Source organism: Croceicoccus sediminis (assembly GCF_007570835.1).
GTDB classification, from domain to species: domain Bacteria; phylum Pseudomonadota; class Alphaproteobacteria; order Sphingomonadales; family Sphingomonadaceae; genus Croceicoccus; species Croceicoccus sediminis.
On sequence record NZ_SUNC01000001.1, the window covers coordinates 1,437,432 to 1,454,487 of the forward strand.

The window sequence follows — 17,056 nt, forward strand, 5'->3', positions numbered from 1 at the left end:
TCCCGGAACGGTCCCGTCGGCCGTTCCGGGAGGGCTCGGCCGTGTCACGAAAGGCTGTGTGCCCGGCCGATCCCTTCGGGGACGAGGTCGAAGGCAAAGCTGATCCGGTCTTCCGTCCCGCCGAAGGGCAGCGTCGCGTGCCACAAGTAGGACGGGAACAGGATCATCCGGCCTGTTTTCGGGGCGAAGACCTGCAGGGGTTCTGCATCGCCGCCCAGTTCATCCGGCAGGACGCCGATACCGAAGGCGCCCTCGCGCTCATCGGCCGGATTGGCGGTGAAATCGGGGTAATAGACCCCGGACATCCAGTTGGGCGCGTGGATATGCGCCCCCACTTCTCCGCCCGGGCGCAGGATCGTGCCCCACAGGGTGAGAGACCAGTTTTCAGGCATGGCGCGCAGGAAAGGGTGGTTGCCGCCCATCGCGCGAAGCCTGTCCAGTTCGGCGGCCAGCCGCTCTCGCGCCAGATCGCCCAGTACGGCAAGCGCGGGCGTCTGCGCAGCGGCCAGATCATCGCTCTGCCGCCCCTGCCGCGTCACCAGGCCCTCGGGCTCTTCGGTGAGCGAGGGGTGATCGCGAAGTTCGGCGACAAGCGCGGCATTGAAACTCGCCATGTCGGCAAAACCGGGTGCCTCCGCGATGTCGTGGACGGACACGAAATGCTCGACACCCATGAGCTGGCCTTGCGCACCGTGCTCTCCCATCCGGCCCAGCGCGACCGTCGCCATGGCCAGAGGCGTAGTGACCGAGGGCGAGTTCGCCAGTATCCTTTCACATATGGTCAGCGCATCGCGCGGCCGATCGGCGCGGATCAGGTTGCGGGCAAGATTGATGCCCAGCGCATGGTTCGGGGCATTCGGATCGAACCCGCTGCGCAGAGCATCGGCTGCTCCGGCGAAGTCACCGACCTTTTCCTTCATCAGGCCAAGCTGGTTGGCCGCCCGCGCATTGCCCGGCTGCGCGCCGAGCACATCTTTAAGAACGCGCATCGCACCCGCCGCGTCGCCCGACTGCACCAGCGCGTCTGCCATGTTGATGCGCGCCTCGGCCGTCGCCGGCCTAGCCGCGATCGCAGCGCGATAGGCCTCTACCGCCTCGCCGAACCGCCCCGCGCGGGCAAGGGCGATGCCGCGGTTGTTGCAGAAATCGGGATGGGCGGGATCATCGACTTTTGCAGGGTCGAGCAGGTCCAGAGCCTCCGCGTTGCGGCCCGCCGCCAGAAGGCACGAACCCATGTTGGCCACTGTCGCCACATGCCGCGGGCGCAGGCTCAGCGCGGTTTCGAACGCGGCCAGCGCCTCGTCAAAACGGCCCTGCCCCTTAAGCGCGACGGCAAGGTTCTGATGCCGCGAGGGATTGGCCACGTCGGCCTCGCAAGCGGCGCCGAACAGGCGAACCGCCTCTTCCCCGCGCCCCGTTCGCTGCGCGACGAGCGCCGCCACGGTCAGTGCGTCGGGGTCGGCGGGACTGTCCTGCAAAAGGCGTTCGACCAGCGGCGCGGCATCCCCCGGCCTTGGCCCCTGGGCGATGCGTGCTGCCTCGGCCAGCAAGTTACCGTCCATTTCGAAAGGCCCCTCTCATGATTGCAGTCATCATGCATTTTCGCACGAAGCCGGACAAGACGGCGCGCTTCGTCGAACTGGTCACAAAGCTGCAACAGGACGTGCGCGCGAACGAGCCAGACACCCTGCACTTCCAGATCCTGCGTTCGCCCGAAGACCCGGACGTCTTCGCCTTTTACGAAACCTTCCGCGACCGCGCGGCGCAGAAAGCCCACGCCAACCAGCCCTATCACGTCGCGATGTCCGAAGAAGGCTGGTCCTGCATCGACGGCGAGGTCGACATCCACAGCTTCGACCTTTTGGGCGAACCACACATCACTGGAGAACACGCATGATTTCATCGCTTGAAGGACGGGTCGCACTCGTCACCGGTTGCACGGGCGGCATCGGCCGCTCGATCTCGCAGGCGCTGGCCGAAGTCGGCGCGACCGTTGTCGGCGCGGACCTCCCGGCCGAAGGCGGCGACTGGAACGAGGGCATGGCAAAGTCCGACTATATCCAGCTCGACGTGACCGACGAGAATTCGTGGGCAGAGACCATCGCCCATGTCGAGGCGAAGCACGGCAGGCTCGACACGCTGGTCCACGTGGCCGGGATCGTGGTGGTCGACAAGCTGGAGACGACGTCGCTGGCCGACTGGCGCAAGCAGATGGCGGTCAACGTCGACGGAGTGTTCCTGGGATCGAAGGCGGCGGTGCAGCTGATGAACCGCACCGGACAGGACCTGCCGCACGGCGCATCGATGATCGTGATTTCCTCGGTCGCGGGGTTGATCGGATCGCCGCTTCACACCGGGTACTGCGCATCCAAGGCCGCGGTAAACATGTTCGCCAAGGCCTGCGCACTCGAATTTTCGGCGCTGGGCTACAAGGTACGCTTCAATTCGGTCCATCCCAGCGGCGTGAAGACCGGAATGGTCGACCACATCTTCCAGCGCTTCGTCGACTGCGGCTTTGCCGAGACGGTCGAACAGGTCGCAGAAGGCATGGCCCCCGCGCACCCGATCGGCCGGATGGCGGACCCCATCGACATCGCCAAGGCGGTCCGGTTCCTCGCCTCCGACGAGGCCGGATACATGCACGGATCCTCACTGGTCGTGGACGGCGGGTTCACGGCCCAGTGATCGGCAGAACAGACATTCAAGGAGAGCGGTAATGACCGAACACGATCCCGGAAAACTGGGCGACCTGATCGTCAACATCAACGACTGCAACGAAGTGGCACTGGGCACCGGTACCACGATCCGCCTGCTGCGCTACAGCGAGGAGACCGGTGATTGGGTGCTGTGGGTCAAGATGGAACCGGGCGCGACATTCGCGCCGCACTGGCACCTTGGGCACGGGCAGTACTTCGTCACCAAGGGAGAGCTGATCTACGACGTCGGCTCCGCGCCCGAGGGGACTTACGGCTATGAACCGATCGGATCGCGGCATAGCGAGGCGCGCTGCGAACAGGTCACCGAATACCTTTTCATGGGCCACGGCGCGGTCGCCTTCCTTGATGACGAGGGCGAGATCCGGTTCATCCTGAACCACGAATTCCTGCGCGATGTCGCAAGGGGCGAAGTCGAGTCCAACGTCGCCAAAGAGCAGGCGGAGGCGGCGGAATGACCGAGCGTTCAAACCCCAGGGCCGAGCGGCTGAGGCGCATGATGGGCGAAGAGGGCTACGACGCGGTCGTGCTCTCACACCCCCACGACGTGCGCTATGCGGTCGGCTACCACTCGATCCTCGAACGCTGGGGACAGATGGAGGCGATGGCCGCGGCCATCGTCTATGCCGACCCGGCAAAGCCGCTCACCCTCGTCATACCCGAGGCGAACCTCGGCCTTGTCGCGGTGCTGAACCAGGATGGCCCGGCCTGCACTTTCGGCGAAATCCGCACGTTCGACATGCTGAACTTCTGCGAGGTCAGCCGCTATCTCGACCCTGACCGCGATGCCGGGCAACTGGGCGAGGACGCGATGGCGATGGCAGGCCTGATCAAGGGCGACTGCCAGCCCGACATCGCCTCTGCCGTGGCAACGGCGCTGGCGGACAACGGCATGGCGGGCAAGCGCATCGGGTTCGACGAACACCGGATGTCTGCCCGAATTTCGGACCGCGTAGCGCACGACTATTCCGACGTTCTCGACTTCATGATGCGCGTGCGCGTGGTGAAGACGCCGGGCGAGATCGAACGCTATCGCAAGGTCGGCAAGCTGGCCGACCGGATCATCGAATTTGCCGGAAGCGTCCTTTACGAAGGCGCGGACTGGAACGACGTGCAGGCGAAAATCTGCGACTTCATGGTCCGCAACGAAGTGATCCCGGTGGACGAAGGCGCAATGCTGTTCGGCGGCGCTTACGAACAGGACGAGTTCATTCCCGACCTGTTCCGCACGCGCGGCAACCGTTCGCTGCGCCAGGGCGACATCGTGATCCTGGAAACGCAGGGCATTCACGACGGGTTCTGGGTCGACATCAACCGCACCGCCGTGATCGGCCCGCCGAGCGCGGAGTACCAGCGCCAGCATGACGTGCTGCGCGATGCTTTCGTGAAGATGGTGGACAAGCTTCGCCCCGGCATGAGCACGGCGGACCTGCCCGCGATCGGGTACGAACACCTGAAAGCCAACGGCGTCGCCACGCCCGAAAAGCTGCTGGTCGTGGCGCACGGCATCGGCCTCATGCCGCTGGAGATTCCGCTGCCCTATCCCGCCGCAGGACTTGCCGGGGTGAAGGAAGGATTCGTGCTGGAAGAAGGCATGCTGCTCTCGCTCGACAGCCTTTATTTCGGCGCGAAAGTCGGGCCCTGCCACATGGAGAACGTCTACGCCATCACCTCGGGCGCGCCCGAGCCGATGTACGACACGCCACTCGAACTGATCGTCGCGCCATTGGCCGCAGAGACAGAGCCGGCGGAATAAGAACAAAAGGACGAGAGAGATGACCACGACAGGCGAAAACGACCCGCGGCTCGAAAAGTACCGGCGCATGCAGCGCATCCGCCAGTTCGAGGCGAAGGCGGAAAAAATCCATGCCGACGGCGAGATTCCCGGCGCATTGCACACTTATGCGGGCATGGAGGCATCGGGCGTCGGCGCCTGCATGGCGCTGCGCGACGACGACTACATGGTCGGCACCCACCGCAGCCACGGCCACCCCATCGCCAAGGGGGCGAAACTGCGCCCGCTGATGGCCGAACTGCTGGGCAAGAAGACCGGCGTTTGCAGTGGCAAGGGCGGTTCGATGCACTTGTCCGACTTTTCGATGGGATCGCTTGGCGAAACCAGCATCGTCGGATCGGGCGGGCCGGTTGCCGCCGGTGCGGCGCTGGGCGCGAAGCTCCAGGGGCTGGACCGCGTGGCGCTGTGCTTCTTCGGTGACGGGGCCAGCAGCGAAGGCGCGATCCACGAAGGCATGAACCTTGCCGCCGTCTGGTCGCTGCCCGCGATCTTCGTTTGCGAGAACAACCGGTTCGGCATGTCGACGCCCACCAGCGACGCGGTCGCGGGCGAAAACGTCGCCGACCGTGCCCACGGATACGGCATTCCCGGCGTGATCGTGGACGGACAGGACGTCGATGCGGTCGAAGCCGCAGTGCGCGAAGCGGTAGACCGCGCGCGTGGGGGCAAGGGCCCGACCCTGATCGAGACCAAGACGTACCGCTATGGCGACCACGCCGTGAACATGGGGCGTGAACTGACACCGCGCGGACCGGAACATGACGAGTGGGTCAAGCGCGATCCGATCACGATATATCGCCAGCGCCTGATCGAGGCAGGCGTTGCCGAGGATGATCTGGACGCGATCGACAAGGCGGTCGCCGACGACGTGGCCGACGCGCTGCAGTTCGCGCGCGACAGCGCATACCCGGTTTTCGAGGAAGCATTCGACCACGTCTTCGTCGACCGCCTGCCCATCCCCGCCGAAGTCCAGGCCCACGCCTGAGGAGGACCAGACAATGGCAAGAATCACATTTCTAGAAGCGATCATGCAGGCGCAGCAGGAAGAGATGCAGCGCGACGACAGCGTCTTCATCATGGGTGAAGACGTGCGCTGCAACGTCTTTGGCACCACCACCGGCTTCGTCGATGCCTTCGGCGCGGAACGCGTGCGCGACACGCCGATTTCCGAGAACGGTTTTATCGGGGCCGCGGGCGGCGCGGCGATGGTGGGCATGCGCCCCATCGTCGATGCGACGATATCGTCCTTCCTGTTCCCGGCGATGGACCAGATCTGTTCGATCATCGCGAAGTCGCGTTACATCTATGGTGGGCAGGCGCGCCTCCCGCTCGTGATCCGGTCGTGCCTGTTCTACGGCAATTCGAACGCGGCGCAGCATTCGGACCGGCCCTACCCGATGTTCATGAACATGCCGGGCCTGAAGATCATCGCCCCGTCATGCGCCAGCGACATGAAGGGCCTGCTGAAGGCCGCCGTGCGCAGCGACGATCCCGTGCTCAGCTTCGAGGATTCGACCTGCTGGATGGCCAAGGACGAAGTGCCCGAGGGCGAACACGTCATCCCGCTGGGCAAGGGCGACATCAAGCGCGAGGGCACCGACATCACGATCATCGGCGTCGCCGGCGGTGTGAACGTCGCGCTGAAGGCCGCCAAGGCGCTGGAGGCCGAAGGCATCTCTGCCGAAGTGATCGACCCGCGCACGCTGGTCCCGCTGGACCGCGAACTGATCCTGCAATCGGTGCGCAAGACGGGCCGCGCGATATGCGTCGATCCCGCCCACATGACCTGCAGCGCGGCAAGCGAGATTTCGGCCACGATCGTCGAAAACGCCTTCGATGCCCTGCGTGCACCAGTCCTGCGCGTCACCACGCCCGATACGCACCTGCCCTTCAGTCCGCACATCGAAAAGCCGCTCTACCCCTCGGTGGAACGCATCGTCGACGCGGCCCGCAAGGTGATGGGCGCCAAGCAGACCCAGCCCGCCTGATCGGAAAGGAAAACCATGGCTGAATTCACGGTAGTCCTGCCCCAGTACGGAATGGGCATGCAGGACGGCGAAATCGTAAAGTGGCTCAAGGGCCCGGGGGACAGGGTCGCTGAAGGGGAAAACCTGGTCGAGGTCGAAGCGGCCAAGACCACGGTCGAAGTCCCTTCCCCCGTGTCCGGGACGGTGCTGCGGATCATCGCAGAGGAAGGCGAGACGGTCGACGTGCGCGCGCCGATCATGGTCATCGATACCGAGTAGGACGCGATGGCGATCGGAGAGAGCGCAGGCGGGACGGGCCGACGCCCGCCCCTGTGGGCGCGCCTGCTGGCCGCGGCATTTCTGGGCGTGGTCGGCATCGCGCTGCTGGGCGGCGGCGCATGGCTGATCTCGCTTGGCGGATCGGCCTACTACGCGCTGGCAGGGGCAGCCTGCCTTGCCGCTGGCGTGCTGTTATTGCGCGGCGATCGTCGGGCCCTGCCGATCTATGCCGCGCTCCTCGTGGGAACGCTCGTCTGGGCGGTGTGGGAAGTGGGCCTGACGTTCTGGCAACTCGTCCCGCGCGTGGCGGGTCCATTGGTGATCGGCGTGATACTCGCCCTGCCCTTCGTGCAGCGTGCGCTTGTCGTAAGGCGCTCGCGAACAAGCGCTCTCCTGCCCGCCATCGCAGCCGGTGCCTCTGCCGTGGTCATGGCGGTCGCGTTTCTCCAGCTTCAACCCTACGACGTTGCCCCCAACGGCAATCGCGTCGCGGCGGCGGTCGCCGAGGATGGGCCCACGGACTGGACCGCGTATGGCAGCAACGCCGCAGGGCTGCGCCATTCGGGGGCCGACCAGATCACGCCCGCCAATGTCGCCAACCTGCAATCGGCATGGACTTTCCGGACAGGCGACACGGCGGAAAGCCGACCCGATATCGGCGTGCCCATGTCCTTCATGGCAACGCCGCTGATGGTCGATGACACCGTCTACTTCTGCTCGCCCACGGGCAAGGTCTTCGCTCTCGACGCCGATACGGGAAAGCCGGTCTGGACCCGCGATCCGCGTGCCGATATTGGCAATGCCCAGATGCTGAATTGCCGCGGCGTTTCCTACCACGCCGATGCACAAGGCGCGGGCCTTTGTTCGGCACGCATCCTGTCGATGACGGTCGATGGCCGCCTTCTTGCCAGCGATGCCAGAACCGGCAAGCCCTGCCCCGATTTCGGCAAGGACGGCAGCATCGACCTGACGCAGGGTCTGGGCTCCATCGATCCGCTGCGAAGCTATACCTCTTCGCCGCCCGCCATTATCGGCGATGTCGCGGTGCTCGGCTCTTACGTGCGCGACAATTTCGACAAGGACGACCCGTCGGGCGTGGTTCGTGCGTTCGATGTAAAGAGCGGCAGAATGCTATGGGGTTGGGACAGCGGCAGGCCCGACGATGCCCTGCAGCCCGCAGCGGGAGAGGAATGGACCCGCGGTTCGCCCAATGCGTGGAGCGTTTTCAGCGCCGATCCTGAACTCGGCCTCGTCTACCTGCCCACCGGCAATGCCACGCCCGACCATGTCGGGACTCATCGCTCGCCCGGTCTGGAACGCTATGCCAGCTCTATCGTCGCGCTGGACGTTGCAACTGGCAAAGTGCGGTGGAGCTTCCAGACCGTGCACCATGACATCTGGGACTATGACGTCCCGGCCCAGCCGGTCCTGTTCGATTATCCGTCGTCGGACGGTCCCGTACCCGCCCTTGCCGCGCCGACCAAGCAGGGGGAGATTTTCATCCTCGACCGCCGGACCGGCAAGCCGCTTATCGAGGTTGAGGAACGGTCCGTCCCGCAAGGAAACCTGCCAGGCGAACGCTATTCCCCGACGCAGCCGTTCAACAAGGACTTCGCCTCGTTCGCCCCGCCGAAGCTGACCGAGGCGTCGATGTGGGGGGCGACCCCGCTCGATCAGCTCTATTGCCGCATCCGGTTCCGGTCGCTCGACTACAAGGGGCTATATACTCCGCCTTCGGAGCGCGGGATGGTGCAATATCCCGGCACCTTCGGCACGCTGAACTGGGGCAGTGTCAGCATCGATACCGCGCGCGGATTGATGATCGTGAACTCTGCCGCGATCCCGCAGGAAGTTCTGCTGTTCCCGCGGGACGGCGACGCCGAGACGCCAGAGGAAGCGACCAGTTCGCACGCGCCAGGATACCTGCCGCAGATCGGCACGGATTACGGCGTCAGTCTCTGGCCGATGCTTTCCCCGCTGGGCATTCCCTGCACTGCGCCGCCATGGGGCCATCTTTCGGCGGTCGACCTGAAAACGGGCAAGCTGGCGTGGCAACGCACCATCGGGACGAGCGAGGATGTCGCCCCGCTGGGCATCAGGATTCCGGGCGCCTTCAACCTTGGCGGATCGGTGACTACGAAAACGGGCCTGACCTTCATCGGCGCGACGATCGACGATTACCTGCGCGCTTTCGATACCGAGACCGGTGCCGAGCTATGGAAGGGCCGCCTGCCTGCTGGCGGACAGGCCACGCCGATCACGTATCGTTCGGCAAAAACCGGGCGACAGTACGTAGTGATCGCGGCCGGCGGGCACATGTACATGGGCTCCACGCCGGGCGATCACGTTGTCGCCTTCGCGCTTCCATAAGCCAGGCAGCCGTTCGATCAGATCGACATGCGTTGCGTCTTGCCATCCCAGTCGCGCACTCCTGCGCGGATCATGTCGAAAGCCTCGAACATCGGTGGATGGGGCTCGATAATCTCGATGATGGGGCTAAGCCCCGGCACCGCCGTGTCCAGATAGGCGAAACGCGAAATCGGCAGGCTGCCTTCCAGCAGGACCGGCACGCCCCGCGCCCGGACATCGGCCATGACCGCGTCGTAGTCTTCGACGAAGGTGCCGAAGTGGTGAATACCGCTCTGCCCGGATTCGAGGAATTCGCGGTATGTCGAAGGCGCGCTGCCCGGCTGGATCAGTTCGATCATCGTGTCGCCGCTGTAGGTTACGGCAATGCCGCCGAAGATCGGGTGGTCGTTCGGCACCGTCTCATCGCGCACGGCGACATGTTCGAACGGCAGGGGCAGCGGAAATTCGAAGAACGGGCCGACCCCCATCTTCGTGGTCCAGTGTTCGATCGCGGCGTCGATGTCGGGCACGACATAGGCGACCTGGAAGGTGGTGCCGTACAATTTGCTCATCTTCGTCTCTCCACTGGCGCGCCTTGTCGTTCGCATGACGCTTGTCACTTGCAAAACAATCATGACTGTTTTTTAATGGTAGTCCAGCCCCCCGTGGAGTCGGCCGGAAGAAACATGGTCGCACGCGGAACGGTCCCGGTTCGTAATCCGGGGAGAATCCCAATTGGAGAGGGACGCCTGATGAAGCTCGATTTCGATGACTGGAACATCCATGTCGGCACGCCGCACCCGTTCAACAGCCGTGCGCCCCGGATCGACAACGGAACCGGCCGCCCCGATCCGCGCCGCTATCACGATCCCGATTTCATGCGGGAAGAGTGGGAGAAGGTCTTCTGCAAGTCATGGCTTCTGGCCGGGCACGTGTCCGACATTCCCGAGGCCGGGGACTTCTTCAAATTCGACATCGGACCCGAAAGCTTCATCCTCGTTCGCGGAGAGGACGGCGCGGTCAAGGCGCACTACAACGTGTGCCCGCATCGCGGCAGCCAGTTGGTGACGACCGACTTTGGATCGGTGGACCAGTTCACTTGCCCGTTCCATTCGTGGAAATTCGACCTTGAAGGCAAGAACGTCGCCGTCACCGACGAAGAGACGTTCCGCCCCGAAGTCCTGTGCCACGGGCACGACCTGTCCTCCGTCCGCTGCGAAGTGGCATGCGGGCTGGTCTTCATTTCGATGGACCCGGAAATCGAGCCACTGACGCAGTGGCTCGCGCCGATCCTGCCGCAGCTTGAGCTTTACGACATCGACAAGATGTACGTGGTCCAGCATCGCCGGTCCGACTGGGGCGCGAACTGGAAGGGCGGGGTCGACGCCTTTGCAGAGATCTACCACCTCCATGCCGTGCACCCGCAGACCCAGTGCCTGATGGACGATCGCACCCAGATCGACTTGTGGCCCGGCGGCCTGTCGCGCCAGTTCGTGCCGTTTGCCCAGCCGGCGGAGCGGTACCACGACCAGGAAACCGTGAATCCGGGTATCCAGCTCATGCTGCGCGATGCAGGCATTGATCCCGAAACCTTCGAAGGCACCGCCGCCGAAACGCGCGAGGCCGTGCAGAAGGCCAAGCGCAAGCGGTCCGAGGAACTGGGGCTCGGCTATGAACGGTTCAGCGACAGCCAGCTTTCGGATTCGGTGGTCTATTCGCTGTTCCCCAACACGCAGATCGGTTGCCACCCCGAGGCGATCTTCCTGCACCGGTTCATCCCGCACGAAAGCGATCCGAACCAGTTCACTTACGACACCTGCATCCTTTACCGCCATGTCGATGCACCCGGTTACTGCGCACCGGCCTGGATGGGGCTGAGCGAGGAAACCGACATGTCGGGCAAGACCCGCCCCGAAATCGTGCACACCGGCCTTGGCGAACCGCCGGGGCTTGGCGAAGTGCTGGACCAGGATTCCGATCTTCTGCCCATCGTGCAGCAAGGTGCGAAATCGCGCGGATTTCGCGGACCGTTGTGGAGCGAGCAGGAAGGCCGCCTGCGCCACTTCCACGGCGAACTCGACCGGCGCATGGGCAAAGGCACGTGAACTACGATCCGCGCAGCTGGGCAGTCCACAAGGGGTCCGAACACCCCTTCGACCAGCCGGCCCCCGCCATCGACAACGGGGCCGAAAGGCTCGATCCGTCCCGCTACACTTCGAAGGCGTTCTTCGAGGACGAGTGGGAGAAAGTCTTTACCAGGACGTGGCTGCTGGCCGCACCGGCGAGCGATCTGCAGGAACCGGGCGACTGGGTGAAAGTCGATATCGGGCGCGAAAGCTTCCTCGTCGTTCGCGGCGAGGACGGCGCGGTCCACGCGCACTACAACGTTTGCCCCCACCGCGGCAGCCAGCTGGTCACGACCGACATGGGCAGCCAGGACAGCTTTACCTGCCCCTTCCATTCGTGGCGTTTCGCCCTCGACGGCAAGAACGAGAAGATCACCGACGAGGAAACCTTCCGCCCCGAAGTCCTGTGCCACGGCACCGACCTCACTTCGGTCCGCGCCGAGGAAGCAGTGGGCCTCGTCTTTATCTCGATGAGCGACGACGTGCCGCCGCTGAAGGAATTTCTCGGCCCGATCCTGCCCATGCTGGAAACGTATCGCATCGACCAGATGCACGTGGTGCAGCATCGCCGATCGGACTGGGCCGCGAACTGGAAGGGCGGAATCGATGCTTTCTATGAAAGCTATCACCTCCACGCGATCCATCCGCAAACGATGGGCGTGATCGACGATCGCACGCACATCGACCTCTACCCGCATGGATTGTCACGTCAGTTCGTGCCCATGGCGCAGCCCAATTCGCACTTTCCCGACCAGGAAGGCATAAATCCGGGTATCGCCATGCTGCTCGCCGATGCGGGAATCGATCCGGACACGTTCGACGGGACCGCGATGGAAAGCCGCGCCGCGGTGGCGCAGGCCAAACGGGACCGGGCGGAAAAGATCGGCCTCGACTATTCGCACTTTTCCGATGCGCAGCTGACCGATGCCACGATCTTCGGCATTTTCCCGAACATCCAGATCGGCTGCCACCCAGAGGCCGTTTTCCTGCACCGGTTCAACCCGCACGAAAGCGACCCTGAGCAGTTCACCTACGAAACGACGATCCTCTACCGGCATGTCGACGCGCCGGGGTATGGCGCGCCGGGCTGGATGGGCCTTGGCGATGAAGTCGACGTGACCGGCAAGACGCGGCCCGAAGTGGTGCACACCGGCCTTGGCGAACCGCCGGGCATGGGCGAAGTTCTGGACCAGGATTCCGATCTTCTGCCCATCGTCCAAAAGGGCGCAAGGTCACGCGGCTTCGATGGCCCGCTGTGGTGCGAACAGGAAGCGCGCCTGCGGCACTTCCACACCGAACTGGATCGCTGGCTCGACAAGTAACGAAGCCAGCCAAATAGCCACCTCCCTGGCCCTGCCTCTCCCTCATGAGGCAGGGCTTTTTTTGGCTGTTCTGGAAAAAACGCAGCTTAGAAGGGGCGGATCGTCACGCCGTTGTCGATGACCAATTCGGCCCCGTTCACAAAGCGGGATTCGTCGCTGGCAAGGTAAAGCACCAGCGAGGCGACGTCCTTGGGCGCACCGGGCATGCCGGGCGGCAGCACGCCTTCGGCCACGGGCTTGGCCTCGCGCCCTTCGGCGCCTTGCACCATCGGCGTTTCGATCGCGCCGGGATGCACCGAATTGCAGCGGATCTTGTATCCCTTTTCCTGGCACATCACGGCGACCGACTTGGTCATCGAACGCACCGCGCCCTTGGCCGCGGAATAGGCGAAGAAGATCGGATAGCCCAGCAGCGCGCCGGTCGAGCTCATGTTGACGATCGAACCGCCGTCGTTCTCGTTCATCAGCGGAATCGCATATTTGATGCCTAGGAAGACCCCGTCGGTCATGATCGCGTTCACCCAGCGGAATTTCTCAAGGCTGGTATCCTCGACATCGGCATTGAGCACGACGCCCGCGTTGTTGACGAGGATGTCGAGCCTTCCGAACCGGTCCTTGATCTCGCCGATCACCGACTGCCACTGCTCCTCGCTCGACACGTCGAGTGCCAGTGCGATTGCACCGCTGCCGATCCGGTCGGCGACGGTTTGCGCGGTGTCCTGCTTGACGTCGGTCACGACGACCGTCGCTCCCTCGGCCGCCAGAGCCTCGCAATCGGCGGCGCCAAGCCCCGAACCGCCACCCGTGACGAGCGCAACCTTGCCTTCTACGCGGCCCATAATCCTCTCTCCTTCATGCTGATCCGCGTTTGTCGCGGTTTATGGCGATGCGGCGGGCCTCAGGCGGCCCCGTCCTCGCTGAAATAATCCGGCATCCCGGCAGGCCAGACGACGCCCCACTGGGCCTGTCCGCCATCGAGGATGATGAGGTCGCCATTGATGAAGCGCGCCGCAGGCGACGCGAGGTAGGCGATCATTTCCGCCACGTCCCACGCATTGCCGCGCTCCTTCCTCGGGTTCGCTTTATGAAACCGGGCCAGCGCCTCTTCGGGATACATGCGGAAACCCTCGGTCTCGATCACGCCGGGGCCGATGCAGTTTACGCGGATGTCCCATTGCGACCATTCGGTCGCCAGCGTCTTCGACAGGTAGATCACGCCCGCACGCGCCGCGCAGGTGTGTGCCGCCTGCGGCATCCCGCGTTCGACGTTGGCGACGATATTCACGATGTTGCCGGGCTTGCCATCCTCGCGCCAGCGCTTGGCCGCTTCCTGCATCATCCACCATGTGCCGTTGAGGTTGGTGTCGATGACGGCAAGCCAGCCCTTGCGCGAAAAGTCGATCGCGTCCTGCGGGAACTGTCCGCCCGCATTGTTGACCAGCGTGTCGAGCCCGCCGAAATGGTCGTGCACCCTGGCGATCAGGGCCTCGACCGCGTCGGCATCGCGGATGTTGGTGCCAACGGCCAGGACATCGCTGCCGATCTCATCCTTCACGAGCTTGACCGTGGTCTCCAGCTTTTCTTCGTCCCGGCCGCAGATGGCAACTTGCGCGCCCAGCTTCGCGGCAAGATAGGCGGTCGCCTTGCCCATGCCGCTTCCGCCGCCGGTGATCAGAACCGTCTTCCCGGCCAGCATGTCATCGCGGTAGATCGTCTGCTGCTGCTTCAGATCCTCTTCGTCGAGGCCGCGCTTGGGCCGTTCGGTCTTGACGTCCTCGGGCCGGAAGATTTTCGGCTTGTGCGATCCTGCGTTCAAGGCGCGTTCCTTGCTTGTTTTTGCCAGATGCCATCGTCGCGGCATCCACCCTTCTCCGATCGCGACGGTAGCCCCGAAGTATCAAAAAGACAAACAAGATTGTTTTATTATTGTCGCTTGTCGAATGTCGACGGTGGCGATCACCCCATCGGCGGCATCAGTGCCCTGATCTGGTTTTCGAGATGCGTGAGCATGGCAGGCACCTGTTCGGGCGACATCGCCCCGGTCTGAACCGAAATGGCCATGCCTTCAAGGATGGTCTGCGACAGCCGCATGGCAAGTTCGAATTGTTCGGGGGCGATGCGCCATTCGGGAAACAGCGCGTCTGCCTGCGTGTTGAAACGGTCGCGGAATTCTTCCTGCAAGGGCATCATGATCGCGGCCAGATCCTTGTCCGTGCGCGCGGCGACGGCCAGTTCGTGAAAGGCGATGAAGGCCGGCTTCTGCAATTGCTGCCAGTAGGTCTCTACCAGGGTGTCGACGTCATGCTCGGTCTCGCCCGCGGCGCGGCGGAATGCGCGCAGGCGCTTTTCGTGCAGTTCCCGGATCGTCGCCTTGATCAGCGCCGCCCCGTTTTCGAAATGATGCATCATCGCCCCGCGCGAAAGACCCGCCTCTTCGGCGACGCGCGGCGTCGTGGTCCGGGCATAGCCATATTTCACGAGGCAGCGCACAGTGGCATCGATCAGCCGCTTTCGCGTCTGCGCGGCCTTGGCGGCCTGCATGGTCCCGCCGTTGCTGCGGGTCGCGGAAGTGCTGCTGGCCTTTGTTCGCGTGCGCGAGGTGTTCATTCTCGACTCGTCTTTTCAAAAATCCGGTGCGGCCCGATGTTCAAGCGGCCCGTGAGACAATGCCGGACCCCGAAGAGCCTTTAGGAGCAGCGAGGCCCCCGGCGCAAGCGAGGAGAAGCAACGATCGCATGGACGATCCCCGCAGCAAAAAACATTCATGCATGATTGTATTTTTCTTTTTGGCTGATAAGCTTTGCCGCAAACAACCACCCGATGCCGCGACAAGACGGCGTATGGGAACGTTGGGAGAGACACGATGGGCGATAATCAGCCTGTGCTGACAATGGGCGAGATGATCCGGTCTTCGGCCGAACGCTTCGCAGACCGCGACGCGATCATCTTCCCGGATGAGAGATTGACCTACCGCGAACTCGACGAACAGGCGCGGGCCTGGGCGCGCGCGCTGATCGCACTGGGCGTCCAGCCGGGCGAGAACGTGGGCATCCTGCTGCCGACCTGCATCGAGTTCATTTCCGCATTCTACGGCATCACCATGACCGGCGCCGTCGCAGTTCCGATCAATGCCCGCTACCAGGCGAGCGAGCTGGGCTATGTGACGGCGAACGCCGATCTCGTCACGATCATCACGACCGGGCGCGTGGCCGAAAACCTCGACTTCGGGGAACGGCTTGAAGCGGCGCTTCCCTCGCTGAAATCGGCCGGCGATGCGCGGCACCTCTCGCTCGACGAAGCGCCGGTGCTGCGCACGGTGATCTGCCTCGATGACGACTGCGCGCCCTATCTCCTTTCGGCAAGCGATGCTCTGGCGGGCGGCGATAGCGTCGCGGCCAGTGCGCTCGACAAGCGGATCGACGATGTCGCCGCCGAGGACACGTCGATGATCCTCTATACCTCGGGCACGACCGCCAATCCCAAGGGCGCGATGATTTCGCACCGCGCGCAAGTTGCCAACAGCCGCAATCTGGGCGTGCGTTACGAATGCACGGGCCAGGACAAGGTCTGGTCGCCGCTGCCGATATTCCACATCGCGGGCATCCTGCCGATGACGATGATCCTCGACCTCGGCGGAGCCTACATGACCATTCCGCGCTTCGATGCGGGCGTGGGACTGGAAATGCTGGGCCGCGAAGGCGCGACGATCGCCTATCCCAGCTTCGTCACGATCATGCAGGACCTGATCACGCACCCCACGTTCAAGAACACGGACCTGTCGAAACTGCGCGTCATGAATTCGAACTTCGCGGTGCAGCCCGAATGGATCAAGCTGGCCGTCGCCGATGCCATGCCGCACACCACCCAGGTCGGCACCTATGGCCTGACCGAGGCGGCAGGCACGGTTTCGACCAGCCGCCTGTCCGACAGCTATGAAGTGCGCACCGGTCGATGCGGTGTTCCGCTGCAGGAATGGGACGTGCGGATCGTCAATCCCGAAACGGGGCAGGACTGCGCCGCGGGCGAACAGGGTGAAATCGTGCTCAACGGCCCGAACCGGCTGAAAGGGTATTACAACGACCCGGAAAAGACCGCCGAGGCCATTCGAGGCGGATGGTTCCACACTGGCGACATCGGTTCGATCGACGCGGACGGCAACGTCATGTTCCACGGACGGTTGAAAGACATGCTCAAGGTCGGCGGGGAAAACGTTGCCGCAGCCGAGATCGAGGCGATGCTGCAGACCCACCCGGCGGTAAAGCTGGCGCAAGTCGTGGGCCTTCCCGACGATCGCTATGTCGAAGTGCCGGCCGCATTCGTGGAACTCGCCGAAGGGCAGAGTGCGAGCGAGGCCGAGCTGATCGAACACTGCAAGGGCAAGATCAGTTCGTTCAAGATCCCGCGCCATATTCGTTTCATCGAGGAATGGCCGATGTCGACATCGAAGATCCAGAAATTCCGCCTGCGCGACGAGCTCGTCAAGGAATTGCAGACGGTATGACGG

General features: G+C 63.8%; 16 protein-coding genes. 11 read left to right on the forward strand and 5 right to left on the reverse strand.

The window, feature by feature from the left end; genetic code table 11:
- Positions 1-44 precede the first annotated feature (44 nt).
- Positions 45-1,562, reverse strand: a complete 1,518-nt coding sequence (locus FAX90_RS06790; protein ID WP_144096520.1) for a 2OG-Fe(II) oxygenase family protein — start codon at positions 1,560-1,562, stop codon at positions 45-47.
- Positions 1,563-1,579: 17 nt separating this feature from the next.
- Here FAX90_RS06790 and FAX90_RS06795 point away from each other — a divergent pair, with 17 nt between their 5' ends.
- From FAX90_RS06795 to FAX90_RS06830, 8 genes are read left to right on the forward strand one after another with little or no spacing between them, the layout of a single operon-like run.
- The gene (locus FAX90_RS06795; protein ID WP_144096521.1) at positions 1,580-1,897 is read left to right on the forward strand and encodes a putative quinol monooxygenase; all 318 of its coding nucleotides are present in this window, start codon (positions 1,580-1,582) and stop codon (positions 1,895-1,897) included.
- Positions 1,894-2,685: an SDR family NAD(P)-dependent oxidoreductase gene (locus FAX90_RS06800; protein ID WP_144096522.1), complete on the forward strand. Its 792-nt coding sequence runs from the start codon at positions 1,894-1,896 to the stop codon at positions 2,683-2,685. Before FAX90_RS06795 ends, FAX90_RS06800 begins: the two co-directional genes overlap by 4 nt.
- A 31-nt stretch (positions 2,686-2,716) precedes the next feature.
- The gene (locus tag FAX90_RS06805; RefSeq protein ID WP_144096523.1) at positions 2,717-3,172 is read left to right on the forward strand and encodes a cupin domain-containing protein; all 456 of its coding nucleotides are present in this window, start codon (positions 2,717-2,719) and stop codon (positions 3,170-3,172) included.
- Positions 3,169-4,470 carry a M24 family metallopeptidase gene (locus FAX90_RS06810; RefSeq protein WP_144096524.1) on the forward strand — a complete coding sequence of 434 codons (1,302 nt, stop codon included), beginning with the start codon at positions 3,169-3,171 and terminating at the stop codon, positions 4,468-4,470. The genes FAX90_RS06805 and FAX90_RS06810 overlap by 4 nt, the downstream gene beginning before the upstream one ends.
- 19 nt (positions 4,471-4,489) lie before the next feature.
- Positions 4,490-5,494 carry a thiamine pyrophosphate-dependent dehydrogenase E1 component subunit alpha gene (locus FAX90_RS06815; RefSeq protein ID WP_144096525.1) on the forward strand — a complete coding sequence of 335 codons (1,005 nt, stop codon included), beginning with the start codon at positions 4,490-4,492 and terminating at the stop codon, positions 5,492-5,494.
- A 13-nt stretch (positions 5,495-5,507) separates the two neighbouring features.
- Positions 5,508-6,497, forward strand: a complete 990-nt coding sequence (locus FAX90_RS06820; protein ID WP_144096526.1) for an alpha-ketoacid dehydrogenase subunit beta — start codon at positions 5,508-5,510, stop codon at positions 6,495-6,497.
- Positions 6,498-6,512: 15 nt separating this feature from the next.
- Complete coding sequence (locus FAX90_RS06825) at positions 6,513-6,755, forward strand: biotin/lipoyl-containing protein (protein WP_144096527.1); 243 nt, start codon at positions 6,513-6,515, stop codon at positions 6,753-6,755.
- A 6-nt stretch (positions 6,756-6,761) separates the two neighbouring features.
- Positions 6,762-9,125: a membrane-bound PQQ-dependent dehydrogenase, glucose/quinate/shikimate family gene (locus FAX90_RS06830; RefSeq protein WP_144096528.1), complete on the forward strand. Its 2,364-nt coding sequence runs from the start codon at positions 6,762-6,764 to the stop codon at positions 9,123-9,125.
- Positions 9,126-9,142: 17 nt separating this feature from the next.
- On the opposite strand, the gene FAX90_RS06835 is transcribed toward FAX90_RS06830, so the two are convergent.
- Positions 9,143-9,676 carry a VOC family protein gene (locus FAX90_RS06835; protein WP_144096529.1) on the reverse strand — a complete coding sequence of 178 codons (534 nt, stop codon included), beginning with the start codon at positions 9,674-9,676 and terminating at the stop codon, positions 9,143-9,145.
- A gap of 180 nt (positions 9,677-9,856) precedes the next feature.
- On the opposite strand from FAX90_RS06835, the gene FAX90_RS06840 reads away from it, so the two are divergent.
- Both FAX90_RS06840 and FAX90_RS06845 read left to right on the forward strand, forming a co-directional pair.
- On the forward strand, positions 9,857-11,209 hold the full coding sequence (locus FAX90_RS06840; RefSeq protein WP_144096530.1) for an aromatic ring-hydroxylating oxygenase subunit alpha: 1,353 nt from the start codon (positions 9,857-9,859) through the stop codon (positions 11,207-11,209).
- The gene (locus tag FAX90_RS06845) at positions 11,206-12,552 is read left to right on the forward strand and encodes an aromatic ring-hydroxylating oxygenase subunit alpha (protein ID WP_144096531.1); all 1,347 of its coding nucleotides are present in this window, start codon (positions 11,206-11,208) and stop codon (positions 12,550-12,552) included. The genes FAX90_RS06840 and FAX90_RS06845 overlap by 4 nt, the downstream gene beginning before the upstream one ends.
- A gap of 86 nt (positions 12,553-12,638) precedes the next feature.
- On the opposite strand, the gene FAX90_RS06850 is transcribed toward FAX90_RS06845, so the two are convergent.
- From FAX90_RS06850 to FAX90_RS06860, 3 genes are all read right to left on the reverse strand, one after another.
- On the reverse strand, positions 12,639-13,391 hold the full coding sequence (locus FAX90_RS06850; protein WP_144096532.1) for an SDR family oxidoreductase: 753 nt from the start codon (positions 13,389-13,391) through the stop codon (positions 12,639-12,641).
- A 59-nt stretch (positions 13,392-13,450) separates the two neighbouring features.
- On the reverse strand, positions 13,451-14,368 hold the full coding sequence (locus FAX90_RS06855; RefSeq protein WP_205700625.1) for an SDR family oxidoreductase: 918 nt from the start codon (positions 14,366-14,368) through the stop codon (positions 13,451-13,453).
- A 140-nt stretch (positions 14,369-14,508) separates the two neighbouring features.
- Positions 14,509-15,159, reverse strand: a complete 651-nt coding sequence (locus tag FAX90_RS06860; RefSeq protein ID WP_144096534.1) for a TetR/AcrR family transcriptional regulator — start codon at positions 15,157-15,159, stop codon at positions 14,509-14,511.
- Between the two features lie 256 nt (positions 15,160-15,415).
- Here FAX90_RS06860 and FAX90_RS06865 point away from each other — a divergent pair, with 256 nt between their 5' ends.
- A complete protein-coding gene (locus FAX90_RS06865; RefSeq protein ID WP_144096535.1) occupies positions 15,416-17,053 on the forward strand; it encodes a class I adenylate-forming enzyme family protein in 1,638 nt (545 codons plus the stop codon).
- Positions 17,054-17,056 lie beyond the last annotated feature (3 nt).